The organism is Parvibaculum sp., from assembly GCF_030651915.1.
Taxonomy (GTDB): domain Bacteria; phylum Pseudomonadota; class Alphaproteobacteria; order Parvibaculales; family Parvibaculaceae; genus Parvibaculum.
The window spans coordinates 1,008,965-1,026,973 of sequence record NZ_JAUSBV010000005.1; the positions used below are offsets into that span (position 1 = coordinate 1,008,965).

The 18,009-nt window shown below is 63.3% G+C and carries 16 protein-coding genes; 5 read left to right on the forward strand and 11 right to left on the reverse strand.

The annotated features are described in order from the left end of the window. The first annotated feature begins 2 nt into the window (after window positions 1–2). From yihA to Q7V31_RS09225, 3 genes are read left to right on the forward strand one after another with little or no spacing between them, the layout of a single operon-like run. Window positions 3–701, forward strand: a complete 699-nt coding sequence (gene yihA / locus Q7V31_RS09215) for a ribosome biogenesis GTP-binding protein YihA/YsxC (RefSeq protein ID WP_304733773.1) — start codon at window positions 3–5, stop codon at window positions 699–701. 26 nt (window positions 702–727) lie between these two features. Beyond that, a complete protein-coding gene (argB, locus tag Q7V31_RS09220; protein ID WP_304733774.1) occupies window positions 728–1,660 on the forward strand; it encodes an acetylglutamate kinase in 933 nt (310 codons plus the stop codon). Between the two features lie 40 nt (window positions 1,661–1,700). After that, window positions 1,701–2,702: a DUF1036 domain-containing protein gene (locus tag Q7V31_RS09225; RefSeq protein ID WP_304733775.1), complete on the forward strand. Its 1,002-nt coding sequence runs from the start codon at window positions 1,701–1,703 to the stop codon at window positions 2,700–2,702. Between the two features lie 19 nt (window positions 2,703–2,721). On the opposite strand, the gene Q7V31_RS09230 is transcribed toward Q7V31_RS09225, so the two are convergent. Further along, window positions 2,722–3,951, reverse strand: coding sequence for a DUF2336 domain-containing protein (locus Q7V31_RS09230; protein WP_304733776.1), 1,230 nt, complete (start codon window positions 3,949–3,951; stop codon window positions 2,722–2,724). A gap of 189 nt (window positions 3,952–4,140) precedes the next feature. On the opposite strand from Q7V31_RS09230, the gene Q7V31_RS09235 reads away from it, so the two are divergent. After that, complete coding sequence (locus Q7V31_RS09235) at window positions 4,141–4,887, forward strand: pyrimidine 5'-nucleotidase (RefSeq protein WP_304733777.1); 747 nt, start codon at window positions 4,141–4,143, stop codon at window positions 4,885–4,887. Here the strand turns inward: Q7V31_RS09235 and mutL are convergent. From mutL to ileS, 7 genes are all read right to left on the reverse strand, one after another. Beyond that, a complete protein-coding gene (gene mutL / locus Q7V31_RS09240; RefSeq protein ID WP_304733778.1) occupies window positions 4,870–6,687 on the reverse strand; it encodes a DNA mismatch repair endonuclease MutL in 1,818 nt (605 codons plus the stop codon). The two genes, Q7V31_RS09235 and mutL, sit on opposite strands and share 18 nt — an antisense overlap. Window positions 6,688–6,694: 7 nt before the next feature. Further along, window positions 6,695–8,026, reverse strand: coding sequence for a glucose-6-phosphate isomerase (locus Q7V31_RS09245; protein ID WP_304733779.1), 1,332 nt, complete (start codon window positions 8,024–8,026; stop codon window positions 6,695–6,697). Window positions 8,027–8,136: 110 nt separating this feature from the next. Next, on the reverse strand, window positions 8,137–9,513 hold the full coding sequence (locus Q7V31_RS09250) for a pitrilysin family protein (protein ID WP_304733780.1): 1,377 nt from the start codon (window positions 9,511–9,513) through the stop codon (window positions 8,137–8,139). Then, on the reverse strand, window positions 9,510–10,892 hold the full coding sequence (locus Q7V31_RS09255; RefSeq protein WP_304733781.1) for a pitrilysin family protein: 1,383 nt from the start codon (window positions 10,890–10,892) through the stop codon (window positions 9,510–9,512). Before Q7V31_RS09255 ends, Q7V31_RS09250 begins: the two co-directional genes overlap by 4 nt. A gap of 65 nt (window positions 10,893–10,957) precedes the next feature. Further along, window positions 10,958–11,536: a DUF3035 domain-containing protein gene (locus tag Q7V31_RS09260; RefSeq protein WP_304733782.1), complete on the reverse strand. Its 579-nt coding sequence runs from the start codon at window positions 11,534–11,536 to the stop codon at window positions 10,958–10,960. Window positions 11,537–11,567: 31 nt separating this feature from the next. Continuing rightward, window positions 11,568–12,110, reverse strand: a complete 543-nt coding sequence (gene lspA, locus Q7V31_RS09265) for a signal peptidase II (RefSeq protein WP_304733783.1) — start codon at window positions 12,108–12,110, stop codon at window positions 11,568–11,570. 4 nt (window positions 12,111–12,114) lie between these two features. After that, the gene (gene ileS / locus Q7V31_RS09270) at window positions 12,115–14,985 is read right to left on the reverse strand and encodes an isoleucine--tRNA ligase (protein ID WP_304733784.1); all 2,871 of its coding nucleotides are present in this window, start codon (window positions 14,983–14,985) and stop codon (window positions 12,115–12,117) included. A 238-nt stretch (window positions 14,986–15,223) separates the two neighbouring features. Here ileS and Q7V31_RS09275 point away from each other — a divergent pair, with 238 nt between their 5' ends. Continuing rightward, window positions 15,224–16,018 carry a transporter substrate-binding domain-containing protein gene (locus Q7V31_RS09275; RefSeq protein WP_304733785.1) on the forward strand — a complete coding sequence of 265 codons (795 nt, stop codon included), beginning with the start codon at window positions 15,224–15,226 and terminating at the stop codon, window positions 16,016–16,018. Here Q7V31_RS09275 and Q7V31_RS09280 read toward each other — a convergent pair. The 3 genes from Q7V31_RS09280 to Q7V31_RS09290 are packed head-to-tail and all read right to left on the reverse strand — an operon-like array spanning window position 16,005 to window position 17,933. Then, window positions 16,005–16,433 carry a PaaI family thioesterase gene (locus tag Q7V31_RS09280; RefSeq protein ID WP_304733786.1) on the reverse strand — a complete coding sequence of 143 codons (429 nt, stop codon included), beginning with the start codon at window positions 16,431–16,433 and terminating at the stop codon, window positions 16,005–16,007. The two genes, Q7V31_RS09275 and Q7V31_RS09280, sit on opposite strands and share 14 nt — an antisense overlap. Beyond that, the gene (locus Q7V31_RS09285) at window positions 16,433–17,311 is read right to left on the reverse strand and encodes an oxaloacetate decarboxylase (protein ID WP_304733787.1); all 879 of its coding nucleotides are present in this window, start codon (window positions 17,309–17,311) and stop codon (window positions 16,433–16,435) included. The genes Q7V31_RS09280 and Q7V31_RS09285 overlap by 1 nt, the downstream gene beginning before the upstream one ends. A gap of 7 nt (window positions 17,312–17,318) precedes the next feature. Next, on the reverse strand, window positions 17,319–17,933 hold the full coding sequence (locus tag Q7V31_RS09290) for a cupin domain-containing protein (protein WP_304733788.1): 615 nt from the start codon (window positions 17,931–17,933) through the stop codon (window positions 17,319–17,321). Between the last annotated feature and the right edge of the window lie 76 nt (window positions 17,934–18,009).

The following is an 18,009-nucleotide window of genomic DNA, read 5'->3' on the forward strand; positions in this document are numbered from 1 at the left end:
CGATGTCCGGGGCGCCAGGCGGCGAGCATGACGACGACGCGCCGGACCTCGAAGCGGGACGCTGGCTCTTTGCGCAGACCTGTTCGTTCGTGCGCGGCGCGGTCGATATGGAAGGGTTGCCGCCGGGCGATATGGCCGAGGTCGCCTTTGCCGGCCGCTCCAATGTCGGCAAGTCGAGCCTTGTCAATGCGCTGACAGGCCGCAAGACGCTGGCCCGCACGTCCAACACCCCCGGACGGACCAAGGAACTCAACTTCTTCGTGCTGGGCGCCGAGAACCGGCCGGCCATCATGCTCGCCGACCTGCCGGGTTATGGTTATGCACGCGAAACCCGCACCCGCGTCGAACAATGGACCGATCTCGTGATGTCCTATTTGCGCGGCCGCGCGACGCTGCGCCGGGTGCTGCTGCTGATCGACGCGCGGCACGGACTAAAGGCGAACGACAGCGAAGTGATGGCGCTGCTCGATGAGGCCGCGGTCTCGTACCAGATTGTGCTGACCAAGACCGACAAGCTGAAATCCGGCGAACTGGAAAAACGGCTGGGTGAGGTTGAGGCCGGCATCCGGGCGCATGTCGCCGCGCATCCACGGGTCATCGCCACCTCGAGCGAGACCGGGACCGGCATCGCCGAACTGCGCGCCGAGATCGCCTCGCTGGCCGCGGTCGACGCGCTGGGGTATAAAGCCCGAACCCGTTGAAATCGAGGCAGGGAGTGCGAGGGTCGATGCCGGATACAACCACCGACAAGAATGCGGCATCGCCCGACGAGGCGGCAAAGCTCGAACGGGCACGCGTCCTTTCGGAAGCGCTTCCCTTCATGCAACGCTACGACAAGCGTACCGTCGTCGTGAAATATGGCGGCCACGCGATGGGCGATGAGGCGCTTGGTGCCGAGTTCGCGCGCGACATCGTTCTCTTGAAGCAGTCCGGCGTCAACCCCATCGTCGTTCATGGCGGCGGCCCACAGATCGGCGCGATGCTGACGCGTCTTGGCATCAAGAGCGAGTTCTCGGGCGGATTGCGCATTACCGACAAGGCGACGGTCGAAATCGTCGAGATGGTTCTGGCCGGCTCTATCAACAAGCAGATTGTGGCGCAGCTCAACCAGGCAGGCGGACGCGCCATCGGCTTGTGCGGCAAGGATGGCAATCTCATTGTCGCCCGCAAGGTCGAGCACAAGATCCACGACCCCGAGTCGAATATCGAGAAGATTCTCGATCTCGGTTTTGTCGGCGAGCCGGAGAAGATCAATCCGGAGATTCTCGATGTCATCCAGAAGTCCGACATCATTCCCGTTATCGCGCCTATCGGCGTGTCACGCGACGGGGAAACCTACAATATCAATGCCGACACGGCAGCCGGTGCCATCGCTGCGGCCATGGGCGCTGCGCGCCTGCTGCTGCTTACCGATGTCCGCGGCGTGCTCGACAAGCAGGGGGAACTTGTAACCTCGCTCACGCTCGACAAGGCCAAAGCGCTGATGACGGACGGCACGATCTCGGGCGGCATGATTCCGAAACTCGAGACCTGTATCGATGCGGTGGAGGGTGGCGTTGAAGCCGTTGTCATTCTTGACGGACGCGTGCGTCATGCGGTGCTGCTGGAGCTGTTCACCGAGCATGGCGCGGGAACGCTGATCCGGAAAGCGACCGACTGACAAGTCCGGCTTTCCAGACGGAAAGGTGCAGGCCGACGCCATGAGCCTTCGTTTCAACCTTCTTGCCCTGTGTGCGGGCCTCTGTGTCCTTGCGGTGGCACCTGCCCATGCCGACTACCAGCTCTGCAACCGCACGAGCTATGTGCTGGACGGCGCGATTGCCGTTCAGGAGGGTGCCGTCTGGCAGAGCCGGGGCTGGGTGAGGATGCTCCCCGGCGGTTGTGCTGTTGCGCTAACGGGTCCGATTGAAAGTGAGGAATATTTCGTATTCGCACGCTCGATCGAGGCCCATCAAGGACGTACGCAGTATTTCTCCGGCAATGAGCGTTTTTGTACCGCCGACGACAGCTTCTTGATCGAGGGTCGCGATCAATGCGCCGCACGCGGATATGATGCCAACGAGTTTCTGCCCGTGCGAACCGAGCGCGGCAACGACTGGGTGACGACCTTCTCCGAAGCGAGCGACCACACCGCCGAGCAGGCCGAAATCGCCGGGACGCAGCGGCTGCTGCAGGACAACGGCTTCAAGCTCTCGCGGGTCGACGGAATCGCGGCGCGCAACACGACGCGCGCCGTCGAAGCCTTTCAACGGCTGATCGGCGTCCCGGCCGATGGACAGATCGACCAGATCCTGATCGAACAGCTGATCGCGGGCGCCGAACAGGAGCAGGCGAAGGCCGGTCTCGATGTCTGCAACAAAACCGGGCACCTGATCTGGAGCGCCCTTGGATATCGCAGTCTCGAGGGCGAGATGTCGAGTGGCTGGATTCGCATCGAGCCCGGGCAGTGCCGCAAGGCCATCAAGGGCAAGCTGACGGAGCGCGAATATTTCGTCTATGCCGAAGCGGTCGACGATGAGGGCACGATCGCCCGGGTCGATGGCGATACCCTGATCTGGTCGGGCGATGCACGCTTCTGCACCAAGCCAACGCGATTCGAGATCAAGAGCCGCGACCGCTGCGCGGCGCGCGGTTTCGATGAACGCGCTTTCATGCGGATCGAAACGGGCGGGAAGTCAAATTGGGTGCTCGATCTCGACTAGAGGATGACGGCGCCGATGTCTAGTTCACCTCGGTGTCAATCCCGAAATACTGAAGATGCCAGAGCATCTCACTGGGCTCCATCGGGTAGTCGATCCCGGCGCGAGGCAGAACGAGATTGTTCTTCGGGACATGCGCGATATAGGTCTGAATGGAAAGGGCCGTCCGCATCGCCAGGCCCGCCTTCCAGCACAAGGCCGCGATTCCACGGCCACTCTCGGCCTCTATGACCTGTTCAATGCGGGCGCGATCGACCCCACTGAGCAGCGAAAGCGCAAGGACGACCGTCGTCTTCTGACCGGTCGTCGCCGCATCCATGACCATCTCGTCGCCCAGATCGCCTCTTGCAAAGGCTTCCGTTACCGCATTGCGATCAAGCGCTGGACGCTCTGCAGGTTTTTCCGCGTCGATCCGGTCGCGCGCGCGCGCCTTCAACCAGATCGATGTCTCCTCATCCAGGTTGTTGCGGTGCGCCAGCTCGTCGATCAATGCCCGGGAAACAAAAGTGGCAATGCGCCGCACGGCGCGCAGGGAAAGTTCGGTGCGCATCACCAGCGGCTGATGCCAGGCTTCGATCCCGGCCGCCTTGGCAATGACGCTCTCGAGCGAGTTCTCGCGGATGCGGGCGCTGGGATTCGTCAGAAGTTGTGCCACGGCCGAAATATCGAGCGTTGCGATCACGGCGTCCGACACGCGGGCGCTCAGACCTTCGCGGCGTGCGATGGCATCGACAGCACCCTGTATGCGACATGTCGCAATCAGTTCGACAAGGTCCTCATCAGACAGAAGCGGAGAATATTGCAGGATCGGCCCGCAGACCGAAATCTCGACATCGCGCGCCAAACGGGTCGCCAGCTGCTTTGGAATCGTGGGGCAACGCGCAACCTCGCGCGCGACGATCGCGCGGACGCGCGGCGCTTCGTCCTCGGCGATCTTTTCCAGCAACTCGACGGTGCGTTGCTGCAATGCCGTTCTTTCGCTGCGCGGCATGTCGGGCATCATTCGGGATATCTTGCGCGCCAGTTCCTCGCGCACCTCGACACCACTGTCTGTGCGCAGGAGCTCGTCCGCATGGATCGGCGACGCCGGATTGGCGGCGACGAGGCTGCGGACTTCGAGATCGTCGTCACATGCAAGATAGTAGAGCGTTTCGGGTGGCGCATCCGCGCGGGCAGCGAGCTCGCGCTTGGTCGCACGCTGGTGGCCTTCGAGAGCCTCGCGCGCGTCCTCATAGCGGAGCCGTTCGGGCAATGTCCGCCGTCCCCACAGTCTCGATAGCAGCCCGAACGCCATCGGCACTCCCTGAAAAGCGGCCCGAAGCGTGCCACAGCTTCCGCCTGCCCCAGTTTCGAGGGGTAGCCCTTAACAGTCGCTTAATCTCCGGGACTATCGACCGGCCAAATGCTTGCCATTCGGCGCGGCGCCGGGCACATAGGGGCCATGCCCGAGCCCCGCCTTCCGCCGACCGATGCCGCCGCCCTCGCGGGCCGAGGTTTTTCGCATATCGAGAACTGGATCTTCGACCTCGACAACACGCTTTATCCGCCCTCCTGCGATCTCTTTGCGCAGGTGGACCAACGGATGACGGCCTTTATCGGGCGCTTTCTCGATGTCGATGCGGCCGAAGCGCGGCGCATTCAGAAGGACTTCTATGTCGAGCACGGCACAACATTGTCCGGCTTGATGAAAGTTCACGGTCTGGCGCCGGCGGCGTTCCTGCAATTCGTCCACGATATCGATGTGTCGGCGGTGACGCCCGATGCGGCGATGGGGGCGGCGATTGGAAGGTTGCCCGGCCGCAAGCTCATTTTCACCAATGGGTCGGTCGCCCATGCCGAAAATGTCATTCGACGGCTCGGCATCGAACATGTCTTCGACGGCATTTACGACATTGTGACCGCACGCTATGAGCCGAAGCCGCGGCGCGGCGCCTATGAACGGCTGGTCGAAGTGAGTGGCATCGATCCGGAACGCGCGGCCATGTTCGAGGATATTGCCCGCAATCTCGAAGTGCCACATGCGCTCGGCATGACCACCGTCTGGGTCCGGCCGGGCCCACCCGGCCCGGAACGGCACCAACAGATTTCACACGAAGGCGCGGACGGCGTGCATGTCCATCACGTCACCGACGATCTTCGTGCCTTTATCGACGCACTCGCGCCGGTGGCATCAGCGACGGCCGAATAGACGCTCGATGTCGGCGAGCTTCAGCTCGACATAGGTCGGGCGCCCGTGATTGCACTGGCCCGAATGCGGCGTCGCTTCCATCTCGCGCAGAAGCGCATTCATCTCTTCAGCCGTGAGGCGGCGGCCCGCCCGCACCGATCCATGACAGGCAATGGTGCCGCAAACCTCTTCGAGTCTTTCCTTCAACGACAAGGCCTCGTCGAGTTCGGAAAGATCGTCGGCGAGATCGCGCACCAGGCCTTCCACATCAAGCTTGCCGAAGATGGCCGGCACTTCGCGGACGATGACGGCACCGGTGCCGAAGGCCTCGAGCACGAAGCCGAGCTCGGCAAGTTCTTCCGCCCGGGCAGCCAATCGCGCCGCTTCGGCCTCGTCGAGGTCGACCACTTGCGGGATCAGCAGCATCTGGCGCGCGACGCCCTGCGCTTCCATCGCCTTCTTCATGCGCTCGTAGACCAGGCGTTCATGGGCGGCATGCTGATCGACGATGACAATGCCATCCGCCGTCTGGGCAACGACGTAGGTTTCGTGAAGCTGGCCCCGTGCAACACCCAGCGGACGATCAATGCCCGAGGCGCTCCCGGTGTCCTTGTCTGAATCCATCACAGGCTCGACGCGCGCGCCGTGACCACCGATATCGGCGAAAGCGCCCTGCCACGCGCCGCGCTCCTCGGCAAAGCCGCGCGACGGCGCACCCTGTGACCGATAGGCCGACATAGGCGCTGCCGTGGCATCCGGGCGCAGGGCGCCGAGTGCGGCGCCCGCCACCGTAGTCGAGGCGCGGTGACCCGCCCCTGCCAACACATGCTTCAACGCCCCGACAATCAGCCCGCGCACCAGACCTGAATCGCGAAACCGCACTTCGGCCTTGGCCGGATGGACATTCACGTCGACGTCGGCTGGATCGATGTCGATGAACAGCGCCACCGCCGGATAGCGGTCGCGCGCCAGAAAATCGGCATAGGCGCCACGCACCGCGCCGACGATCAACTTGTCGCGCACGGGGCGGCCATTGACAAAGAGAAACTGCATCTGGGCGGTGCCGCGATTGTAGGTCGGCAGGCCGGCGAAGCCGGACAGGCCGATGCCCTCGCGCACAGCGTCGATGGCGAGCGCGTTTTCGGCGAAGTCGCGGCCCATGATGGCGCCGAGGCGCGCGAGACGGCCAGACGCGCCCGGCAGTTCGGGATCGAGGCGCAGCAGGGTGCGGCCTGCGCTTGTCAGCGTGAACCCCGTTTCGGCATTCGCCATGGCGAGGCGCTTTACCACATCCGATACGGCCAGTGCTTCGGCCCGCTCGCTTTTCATGAACTTCAGACGGGCCGGCGTCGCATAGAAAAGATCGCGCACTTCGACGCTTGTGCCGGTCTTGCCGGGCGCCGGCTCAATCGCTCCAACATGCCCGCCCTCGACCGAGATCCGATGAGCGTTGGCGTCGTCGCGTGCGCGACTGACAATCGCAAGGCGGGCGACCGTACCGATCGATGGCAGCGCTTCACCGCGAAAGCCGAGGGTCGAAATGTTGTGCAGATCCTCATGCGCATCGCCATCGGCGCCGAGCTTCGATGTCGCGTGACGCTCAATGGCGAGCGACAGTTCCTCAGCGCTCATGCCGAAGCCGTCATCAGCAACGCGGATCAGGTCGCGGCCGCCGCCGTCGATCACGACATCGATATGGCGGGCACCGGCATCGAGTGCATTCTCGACCAGTTCCTTGACGGCGCTCGCCGGCCGCTCGACCACCTCGCCGGCGGCGATGCGGTTGATCGTTCCCTCGCTGAGGCGGCGGATGCGGCTCATCTGTGCCTCAAGCGCTCCCTTGCGCAAGATACTTCCGGGCGAGAATCTTGCCTTCCTCGACCGCCGGCTGATCGAACGGATCGACGCCCAGCATGTCGCCGGCGATCATGGTTTCCAGCATGAAATGCATGAAAAGCGCACCGAGCGTGCGTTCGTTAAGCGCCGACAGATGGAAGGTCCGGACGGGGCGACCATTCTTCGCCAGCGTGTCCGCTGTCGCACGTTGCTCAGCATCGACGAGATCGCCCACGGTGCAGCCGCCAAGGAATGCGAAATCCGTGCCCTTGGCCAGATCGGCGCTCGCCATCGGGCCTTTGCCTTTGACCTCGGTCATGAAGACCGTGAAAAGTTTGTCGCGCGGGCCGTCGAGCCAGAGCTGCAACTGGCTGTGCTGATCGACGGGCCCGAGCGCCTTGACCGGCGTCGTGCCCTTGCCGTCCTTGCCAAGACTTTCAGCCCAGAGCTGGCAGTGCCACGACAGAAAACGCTCCAACCGATCGGCATAGGCCATGAAAACCGAAATGCTGGCACCTCTCGTTTGCGCCAGCGCAAGCGAAAGGGCGGCGCCGGCGGCCGGCGCCACGTCTCTTGCCGGCGCGCCGGAGAGGACCGGTGCCAGTACCGAGGCCGCCCCTTCGCGTATGGCTGCAATGTCGAGACCCATCAGACAAGCCGGCAGCAGGCCGACATTGGTCAGCACCGCATAGCGTCCGCCGACGCCCGGGTCGTGATCGAGCGTCGGGAAGCCTTGTGCCTCGGCCAGTGCGCGCATCGGATTGGGTTTTCCGTTCTTCGCCGGCTCCGTCAACACCGCGAAGTGATGCTTCATGTATTTGCCGCCGCCCGCCTTTTCGATGGCGCTCATGGCGGCGAGCGTCTGGATTGCGGGCTCGACGGTGCCGCCCGATTTCGAGACCACCAGAAAACGCGTGGTGCGCAGATCGGCATTCGACAGCGCAGCTTCCATGGTCGCGGCATCGAGATTGTCGGGCACGTGGATTCGGACGCCCTTCTGAACATGGGCCTGCGTGCCCCAGCCGGTCAGTTGCGCCAGTGCCTGTGCACCGAGGGCCGAGCCGCCAATACCGAAGATGAAAAGATCGGTGGTGTTGTCGAGGAGCGCCGAGGCCACGGATTCAATGGCCGGAAAGTCATCGCGGCGCGCCGGCACCCGGAGCAGCGGCAGCGACCCGTCCTCATGGGCCTTGCGCAGCCGGCCCAAGGCCTTTTCCGCCAGGGTGAGCGCGGCGTCGAAATCTGCGCGTGCGAGCCCACCCTCTCCTATGGCGTCGCTGAAACAGGCGTCGATCGACTGGACGTAGGGCGCGGCAGCGGCCATGCAAAATTTTCCATCCTGAGATCGGAAACATGCCGGAATCGACTCGGCAAATTGGAGCCTAACAAGAAGCCGTGCGGCCGGCCAGAAGATCGCGGGTCAGCCGGATGCGGCTAGTGCTGGCGGCCGGGCGCTGCGGGGGGCGCCATGTCGCCGGTTTCCGGCAGACCTTCGACCGTGGGCGAAAGATTCGGCCGGCCGACAATCACCACCACCAGGTCGTCAGCCCGCAGCAAGCGCCGGGCAACGCGCGCGATGTCTTCCTGCGTCACGTCCTCGATCAGGCCGTTGCGGCGCTCGACATAGTCGATGCCGAGGTTCTCGGTCTGTATGCCCATGAGCTGGTTGGCGATCGCGCTATTGGATGTAAAGCGCAGCGGGTAGGAGCCGGTGAGATAGGTCTTGGCGTCAGCGAGTTCCGCGGGCGAGACGCCCTCCTCCGCCATGCGCCGCAGCTCACCACGAATGATCGACAGCGACTGGCCAACACGTTCGTTTCGCGTCGCCACCTGCCCGAACATCATCGCTGCCTTTTTCAGCGGCGAAAGCGAGGTGCCGACCGAATAGGCCAAACCGCGCTTCTCGCGGACTTCTTCCATCAACCGCGAGGAAAAGCTGCCGCCGCCCAGAATGTAGTTCATCATGAAAGCCGGAATGAAATCCGGGTCGTCACGCGCCATGCCCTGCGCGCCGAAAATAACGACGCTTTGCGGAAAATCGCGCTCAACAACAATGGTCTGGGCGCCGGACGCAACTTCAACCACCGGAATTTCCGGCAACACCGCTTCGGCCGGCAAGGCGCCGAAGGTCTTGTCCAGCAGCGTGCCGAGCTCGTCCGCCGAGATTGGTCCAACGACAGAGATTTTCAGGTTGTTGCGCGCCAGTACATTCTTCGTATAGCCGATCAGGTCGCCGCGCGAGATGCGCGCCAGCGTTTCGGGTGTACCCTGCCGGTTCAACGCATAGGGATGGCCGCCCAGTGCCGCACGGTACCAGGCATCGGCCGCCAGCCAGTCCGGTGACTGGCGATTGCGCGCAACCGCAACGCCAATCTGGGCGCGGATGCGTTCGACCGCATCGTCGTCGAAGCGCGGTTCGACAATAGCGAGCGCGAAGAGTGCGAAGGCTTCGTCGCGCGCTTCGACCAGCGTTTTCAGCGAAGCGTTGAAATAGTCATTGTCGACCGAGAATGACATCTGTGCCGCGATATCGTCGAGACGCGCCTGGAAAGCTTGCGACGGCAGGTCGCCCGCACCTTCGCCCAGAAGCGAAGCCGCCATATTGGCCGTACCGGCCTTTTCGGCGGTGTCGGTCACGGTGCCGCCTTCCCACGCCGCCTCCATCACGATGACGGGAACTGTGCGTTCCTCGACAAGCCAGGCTTCGATACCGCCGGGGCTGACCACACGTTCGATTTCAAACGCAGAGAGCGGTGTCGCCAGAAAGAGAATTGCAGCCAGAAGAATGCCGAATAAAGCGCGGGCGGTCATGCGCCACCTCCCGGCAACAATTCTCCGGTCACGGCGGCGCGACCGGTGAGCACACTGCGTGCCGCGCCGAGCACATCACTGGCCGTGACGGCACGAATGCGGTCCGGCCACTCGTGAATGTCGGTCACCGACATGCCCGTCATCAGACCCTCGCCATAGGCATAGGCCATGGCGCGCTGGCTATCGCGTGCGTAGACGGCACCTGCGGCGATGACCGTTTTCGCGCGATCCAACTCTTCGGCAGTCACGCCTTCCGCAAGCAGTAGCGCGATCTCGGCGTCAATCGCCTTTTCGAGATCTTCAAGTGCGCCACCAACGCGCGGCAGCGCATAAAGGCCAAACTTGCCGGCGTCGAGCCGACTGCCTTCGTACCAGGACCCGATGCTGGCGGCGATGCCTTGCGTAATCACCAGATTGCGATAGAGGCGGCTTGTCTGACCGCCACCCAAAATTTCCGCCAGCACATCGAAGGCAGCGCCTTCGCGTGCGCCGGCATTGCTGTAGTCCGGCGCCGGATAGAACCGCAGCCATGTCGGTTCATGCACGCGCTCATCGCGGCGAACGACGCGACGGTCTTCTTCCGGCCATGCGATCTGCGCGCGTTCTCGCTCGAATGTCGGTGCGCGTTGCGCGATGGACCCGTAATATTTTTCTGCCAGCGGCCTCAACTCGTCGAGCGAAATGTCGCCGGCGACGACCAGCGTCGCATTGTTGGGCGTATAAAAACGGTTGTAGAAATCGAGCGCGTCCTCGGTCGTGAGCGTTTCAATCTCTTCCTTGTGACCGATAATGTCCCGGCCGTAGGGATGATCGCCATAAAGCGCCGCGTTCATTTCAGCCTGCAGCAGCGACATCGGATTGTTCTCGACCCGAGTGCGCTGTTCCTCCATCACGACATCGCGCTCCGGCAGCACCTCGGCATCCGTGAGTTCAAGACCGGTCATTCGGTCCGCCTCCATCTCCATGACGAGCGGCAGGCGGTCCTTGGCAATGACCTGGAAATAGGCGGTAAAATCATAATGCGTGAAGGCGTTGTCCTGACCGCCATTGCGCGCGACGATGCGCGAGAACTGGCCCGGCGCGATGTCTGCTGTGCCCTTGAACATCAAGTGTTCGAGGAAATGGGCAAGGCCGGTTTTGCCGGGCGTTTCGTCGGCCGCGCCGACACGATACCAGACCATATGGGTAACGACCGGCGCGCGGCGGTCGGGGATTGCCAGCACTTCCATGCCGTTGGCAAGTCGGAAACTCAGAGGTGCGCCTGAAGCGGTTTCGTCGCCGCCGCGCCAGAGCAAGATCGTCGCGCCGAGTACCGCAATCAGAATGACGGCGACAGCGGGACCAAGAACACGCGGCGCGAGAAATCGGAAACGGGGCAATACTTCACTCCAAAAGGCCGGGCGTCAGGGCACCGGCCCCCAAAGCGGCGCGGACCGCCACTCGCTCAGAAAATGCCGGAGAACCAGCCTTTTTTCTTGGGCTTCACGGTCGGCGTTTCGCCTTCCGTCACATTCTTGCCCTCGGCTTCGTTCTGCTGGATGCGCTGGGCCTCCGCGCGGGGATCGACCAGGCGCTCATCCGGCGACGTGCCCGGCTTGCGCCAGAAGATCACGTCGTCGACGAATGTCTTGTCCTGCTCGATCAGCGAGCGCGTTTCGGTGTTGACGACCTGACGAATGCGCGGATCGGCGGCGTCTGCGCCTGTGCTTGCCAAAAGCCCCCGCTCACCCGCGGTGACATCCTGAGCCGCGGGATCGCCCACTTCGGCGTTGCCAATCAAAGCGCGCTGCGCGCCGGCGGAGGGCAGCACCTCCTGCGGGCGGGGCGCACCGGGCTGCGGCGGACGCAGTGAAAAATCCGGTGGCATGACCAGCGGCGCCTTGGTGACGATCGTGAACTCGTCCGGCGCGGATTTGCCATAACCCAGCGTGTCGCTGAGGCTGCCGCCCCCGCAAGCCGTCAGCGAGAGGGCGATCGCGGCCACAAGGCCGGCGTGGCGAAGGTTCTTCGGTTCGGTGATCACGTCGCTTAACTCCCTCGCGATGGCGCGCCGCTCAGGCGGGTTTGCCGTCCGCTTTTCCGTCATTTTTGCCCGGACCAAAGGCCCCCGGCCAGACCGAATCCAGAAGGATCAGCATCACGCCCAGAACGATCCAGATGTCGGCAACATTGAAGATATACCAGTAAAATCCGAAGGCGTGAAAACTAAAAAAGTCCGCCACGGCGCCATAGACAAGACGGTCGACGACATTGCCGACCGCGCCGCCGATAATCAGACCAATGGCCAGCGCGATCGCCCGGTGCTCGGCCCGCGCCAGCCACAGGCCGAGGCCAAAAGTCACCGCCAATGCGAAGGAAACGAGGATCAGAACGCCGAGCGTGGTTTCGGCCTGAAAGAGGCCGTAACTGACGCCCTTGTTCCAGGCCATGACCAGATCGAAAAACGGCGTCACCTCGACGCGGCCACGCAGGCCGATCTCGTAGATGTCGAGCATCCACCATTTGTGCAGACGGTCGATCGCGAAGCCGGCGATGGCAACCGCGAAGCCGAGCAGCGACAAGGGGCCCCAGAACGTTTTTCGCGAGAGATCCTTCATGGCATCAAGCCTCCCGACGTAGCGATTGCGCGTCATATTCCCGGACCGCCGCTGCATCGCGCAAGCTGAGATCCGGGAATTCGGGATCGCCGCCAACCTCGGGCAGGATGCGCCATGAGCGCGCGCATTTGCGGCCTTCGGCGCGCTTCGGCACCACAGCGACACCGTGCACATCGTCGATTCTGAATGCATCGGCGGGGCCCTCGCCCTCGATCAGCGTCGCCTGGCTGACGATCGTCAGCTCGGCGAGATCGACACCTTTCATCGCCGCCAGCAGATCGGCGTCCGAGACATAGACTTCGGGCGCGGCCTCGAGGCTTGCCCCGATGCGCTTTTCGCGGCGCTCGACTTCCAGCGCGCCGGTGACGACGCGGCGCAGCTCGCGGACCTCGCGCCATTTCTCGGCCAGCGCTTCATTGCGCCAGTCGGCCGGGACGGTCGGGAAGATGCGCAGATGCACGGAAGCGTCATCGGCCGGAAACCGCGACAGCCAGACTTCCTCGGCCGTGAAGCAGAGGACCGGGGCCAGCCAGGCGGTGAGGCAGGAGAAAAGTTCGTCCAGCACCGTGCGGCAGGCGCGGCGGCGAAGGCTCGACGGCGCATCGCAATAGAGCGCGTCCTTGCGGATGTCGAAATAGAAGGCCGAGAGATCGACATTCATGAAGTTCGACAAAGTGTGCGTCACGCGCTTGAAGTCGTAATCGAGATAGGACCGGCGCACGATCTCGTCGAGTTCGCTCAGGCGATGCAGGATCGACCGTTCGAGCTCCGGCATGTCGGCCACCGCGACACGCTCATCATCCGAAAAGCCGTCGAGGTTGCCGAGTAGATAGCGGAAGGTGTTGCGCAGCTTGCGATAGGCCTCGACATTCGACTTGACGATTTCGTTGCCGATGCTGTGGTCTTCCCAGTAATCGGTCGAGGCGACCCAGAGGCGCAGAATGTCGGCACCGTTCTGCTTGACGATGGCCTCGGGCTCGATCGCATTGCCGAGCGATTTCGACATCTTGAGGCCCTTGTCGGTCAGCGTCATGCCATGCGTCAGGACCTGCTTGTAGGGCGCGCGACCGCGCGTGGCGCAGCTTTCGAGCAGCGACGACTGGAACCAACCGCGATGCTGGTCGGAGCCTTCGAGATAAAGATCGGCCGGCGACGGCATGCCGCGCGCTTCGAGCACGAAGGCGTGGGTCGAGCCTGAATCGAACCAGACGTCGAGAATGTCGGTGACGCGCTCGTAGTCGTCGGCGCTGTATTCGCCACCGAGAAAGTCACTAGCCGGATGCTCGAACCACGCATCGGCGCCCTCTTTTGCCACCGCCTCAACGATGCGCGCATTGACCTTTTCGTCGCGCAACAGAGAACCGTCGGACTTCTTGACGAAGAGCGTCAGCGGCACGCCCCAGGCGCGCTGGCGCGACAGCACCCAGTCGGGCCGCCCTTCCACCATCGCGTAAATCCGGTTGCGGTTGCGCGCGGGCACCCAGCGTACCTTCTCGATTTCCTCCAGCGCCACCTGGCGGAAGGGCTTGCCGCCCGCCGCCTCGATCGGCGCATCCATCGCCACGAACCATTGCGGCGTGTTGCGGAAGATCAGCGGTGCCTTGGAGCGCCATGAATGCGGATAGGAATGCGTGACCTTGCCCTTCGCGAGCAGCGCGCCGGCCTTTTCGAGTTCCTCGATCACGGCGGCATTGGCGTTGCCTTCCTTGCCCTGCCGCGTCAGGACGAACTTGCCGGCGAAAAGCGGGACATGATCGTAATAAGCGCCCTCTTCGTTGACCGTTTCGGGAATGTCTTTCGAGCCAAAATTCTCGACCCAGATCATGTAGTCATCCTGACCATGACCGGGCGCGGTGTGTACGAAGCCGGTGCCGGCTTCTTCCGTGACGTGATCGCCGGCGAGCAGCGGCACGTCGAAGTCGTAGCCTTGTCCGTTGAACGGATGTGCGCAGACGATGCCCTGAAGGTCGTTCGCCGTCACGTCACGCAGACGCGTCCATTCCTCAATCTTCGCATCTTTCTTCACCTGTTCGGCCAGCGCATCGGCAAGCACCAGCCTTTCGCCGGTCGCCTTCACTTCATAAAGGCCGTAGGCGATCTTCGGCGACCAGGAGATTGCGCGGTTGGCGGGGATCGTCCAGGGCGTCGTCGTCCAGATGACGATCGACGCGCCGGCAAGTGCGCTACCCTTTACCACCGGAAACTTCACCCAGATCGTGTGGCTGGTGTGGTCGTGATATTCGACTTCGGCTTCGGCGAGCGCGGTTTTTTCGACCACCGACCACATGACGGGTTTCGAACCGCGATAGAGCGAGCCGTTCATCAGGAATTTCTGGAACTCCTCGACGATCCTGGCTTCCGCGTCGAAGGACATGGTGAGGTAGGGATTGTCCCACTCGCCGGAAACGCCGAGGCGCTTGAATTCTTCACGCTGCACATCGACCCAGTGTTGCGCGAATTCGCGGCATTCGCGGCGGAACTCGAGCGGCGGCACCTCGTCCTTGTTCTTGCCTTGCTTGCGATATTTCTCCTCGATCTTCCATTCGATCGGCAGGCCGTGGCAATCCCAGCCCGGAACGTAAGCCGCGTCCTTGCCCATCATCTGCTGCGAGCGTACGACGACGTCCTTCAGGATCTTGTTCAGCGCATGGCCGATATGAATGTTGCCGTTTGCATAGGGCGGGCCGTCGTGAAGCACGAAGGTTTCGCGGCCCTTCGCTTCTTCGCGCAGACGCTTGTAAAGGCCGAGCTTCTCCCAGCGCGCCAGCCATTCGGGCTCGCGGACGGGAAGGCCCGCCTTCATCGGAAAATCGGTCGTGGGCAGAAACAATGTGTCGCGGTAGTCGCGGCCGGTCGGGTTTTCGTCGGTGGACATGGAAGGTCCCAGCTATTCGGGGTTGCGCGATTGGAGAACAAGTTCACCCGGCTCGTGCCGCGCGGGACCGGGCGGTCCCTCAGCGGCAGGCCGGGCCTGTAATTCGCGCGCATATGGCGGGACGGGTCCCGTGAAGGCCGATGATTTTCATGGCCCGAGTTTCTAGCAGCCGATCCGTTAACAGTCCAGCAAAGGCAGGGGCTTTCCGGCCCGGGCGCCGCGCGCCTATAGTTCAGCCATGCGTTATTTCCGCCACCTCCCCATCCTGCTTCTCCTGCTGCTTCTGCTGCCCGGCTCCGCGGCGGCGCGCTGGGAGGGAAGCCCGACCCTCGCGCGCATCGCCGAAGCGGGCGAGCTTCGCGTCGGCCTCAGCGGCGACTACAAGCCTTTTTCCTGGGAAGAACCGGAAGGCCATTTCGAAGGGCTCGATGTCGACCTGGCCGAGGCGCTGGCGGCCGATCTCGACGCACGGCTCGTCATCGTCCGGACGAGCTGGCCGACGCTGATGGACGACCTCGCGAGCGGCAAGTTCGACATTGCGATGGGCGGCATTTCGATCACCGAGGCGCGGGCGGCGACGGCGTTCTTCACCGATCCGCTGCTGAGCGACGGCAAGGCGCCGATTGCCCGCTGCGAAGATGCAAAGCGTTTCCAGACGCTGGACGAGATCGACCGCGAAGGCGTGACCGTGATCGTCAATCCGGGCGGGACCAATGAACAATTCGCCCGCGCCAGTATTTCCCGCGCGACGCTGATCCTGCACACCGACAATGCAACGATCTTCGAGGAAATTGTCGAGGGCCGCGCCGATGTGATGATCACCGATGCCATCGAAACGCGGATCATGGCGCGCGAGCATCCCGAACTCTGCGCGGTCAATCCCGACAAGCCCTTCACGCGGGCCGAGAAAGCCTATCTGCTGCCGCAAGACGAAGTGTTCAAGATGCGGGTCGACGACTGGCTCGGCCGCCTCGAAGCCATCGGCGCGTTGCAGCAGATCATCCGGAAGTGGACCGGTATCAAGCCGGAATGATCCGTTCCACCGCCCGCGCCTTCAGCGCCAGCTTGCCATCGCCATTCGTGAACGTCGCTTCGACATAGGCTTGCGTCTTCGAGACATTCAGCACATGCCCCTCGCATGACAGAATACCTTCCGTCACCGGACGGAAGAAATGCATCTGCAGATCGGATGTGGTGAAATTCTGGTCGTCCTTCAGCAGGGTCATCAGCGCGAAGGAGCAGGTCTGATCGGCCAGCGTCGCCAGATAGCCGCCGAAGACGGCGACGGGATTGAGAAAGGACGGATCGACCGGCCAGTCGTAGCGGATGCGGCCCGGCTCGATGATTGTCAGCTTCCCCGCATAGAGCTTCAGCGCCGCGACATGCGGCGGCGCCTTCTCCATCTCGCCCGCCGCGATGCGTTTCAGAATGTTCGACCAGCTCGGCATCAGGTCTCCGTCTTCTTCGTTATGGCCGCTGCATCCGCCAGCATCTCGGGCAGTCCGATCAGTTCATTGTAGCGCTGGAAGGTGACGCGCGCCTCGCCGGCGGGCAAGCCCTCGCCTTTCAGCAGAACCTCATAGACAGCCTGCAACCGCGCTGTCACAGCGAGCAGGGCCGACACCGGAAAGAGCGCGATCTTGAAGCCGAGAGCTTCCAGCGCCTTCGCGCCGAGATAAGGTGTCTTGCCGTCCTCGACCATGTTGGCGACCAGGGCCGTACCCTTGAATGTCTCGGCGACTTTTCGCAATTCCTTTTCGTCGCGCGGCGCCTCGATGAAGAGAATGTCGGCGCCGGCTTTCAGAAAAGCCTCGCCGCGCCGCAGCGCCTCGTCGAGGTCATGCGTCGCGCGCGCATCGGTCCGCGCCATGATCTTGAATGCCTTGCTCGCGCGTGCTTCTGCCGCCGCGCGGATTTTCGCCGCTGCCTCTGCGACTGGCACGACTTCCTTGCCTTCCATATGGCCGCAGCGTTTCGGGAAGACCTGATCCTCGATCTGGATGCATTGCGCGCCCGCCGCTTCATAGGCGCGCGCCAGACGCGCCGCGTTCAAAGGCCCGCCATGCCCATTGTCGCCATCGGCGATCAGCGGCACCGGCGCTGCGGCGGCTGCGATCGCGCGCACGCGCTCGCTCATTTCGGCGGCGCTGACAAGGCCGATGTCGGGCACGCCAAAACTCGCGCCGGCGACGCCGAAGCCGGTCATGTAAACAACTTGCGCGCCGGCCTTCGCCGCCAGTTTCGCCGACAGCGCGTCATAGGCGCCGGGCGCGACGATGATGCCGGGGCGGGCGAGAAGCGTTTCGAGACTGGCGGTTGCGGACATGGGAAACTCAGAAACTCGGCGGCGTGCAGGCCGAGACGACCACGCAGTCGACGGTGCCGGGATTGCGGAAACGATGCGGCAGGCGCGAGTCGAAATAATAGGCATCGCCCGTCACCATGCGCCGGACCTCGCCGCCCACCGTCAGCTCCAGCACGCCGGCCACAACGATGCCGCATTCCTCGCCGGTGTGCGAGAGCATCTCGTCGCCGGTATCGGCGCCCGGCGCGTAGCGCTCATGCATCATCTGGATGGCGCGGCCGCGCGTGTCGCGGCCGACCAGACGGAAACTGACGGCGCCGCTGGCGATCTCGCGCAGCTCCTTGGCCTGATAGAAGACTTTCTTGCGCGGCTTCAGTTCCAGCGTCAGGAAATCGGCGATCGAGATCGGGAAACCGTCCAGCACCTTTTTCAGCGAGCCGACCGAGGGGCTGATGCTGTTCTTCTCGATCAGCGAGATGGTGCCGTTGGTGACGCCGGCGCGCTTGGCCAGTTCGCGCTGCGACAGCCCGTGCATCTTGCGCAGCTCGCGCAGGCGCGTGCCGACATCCGGCCCTTTCTGTTCCCCTTCAATCGGCTCCGCGGGCGGGGCGGAGCTGTGGGCGCGTCGGAAGTCCCCCGTCATTTGTTTAGGATACTCAACAGCTTTAAAAGAGTCACGCAAAGCCCGCTTGCTTTCGAGAAGCCGTGGACTTTCAATT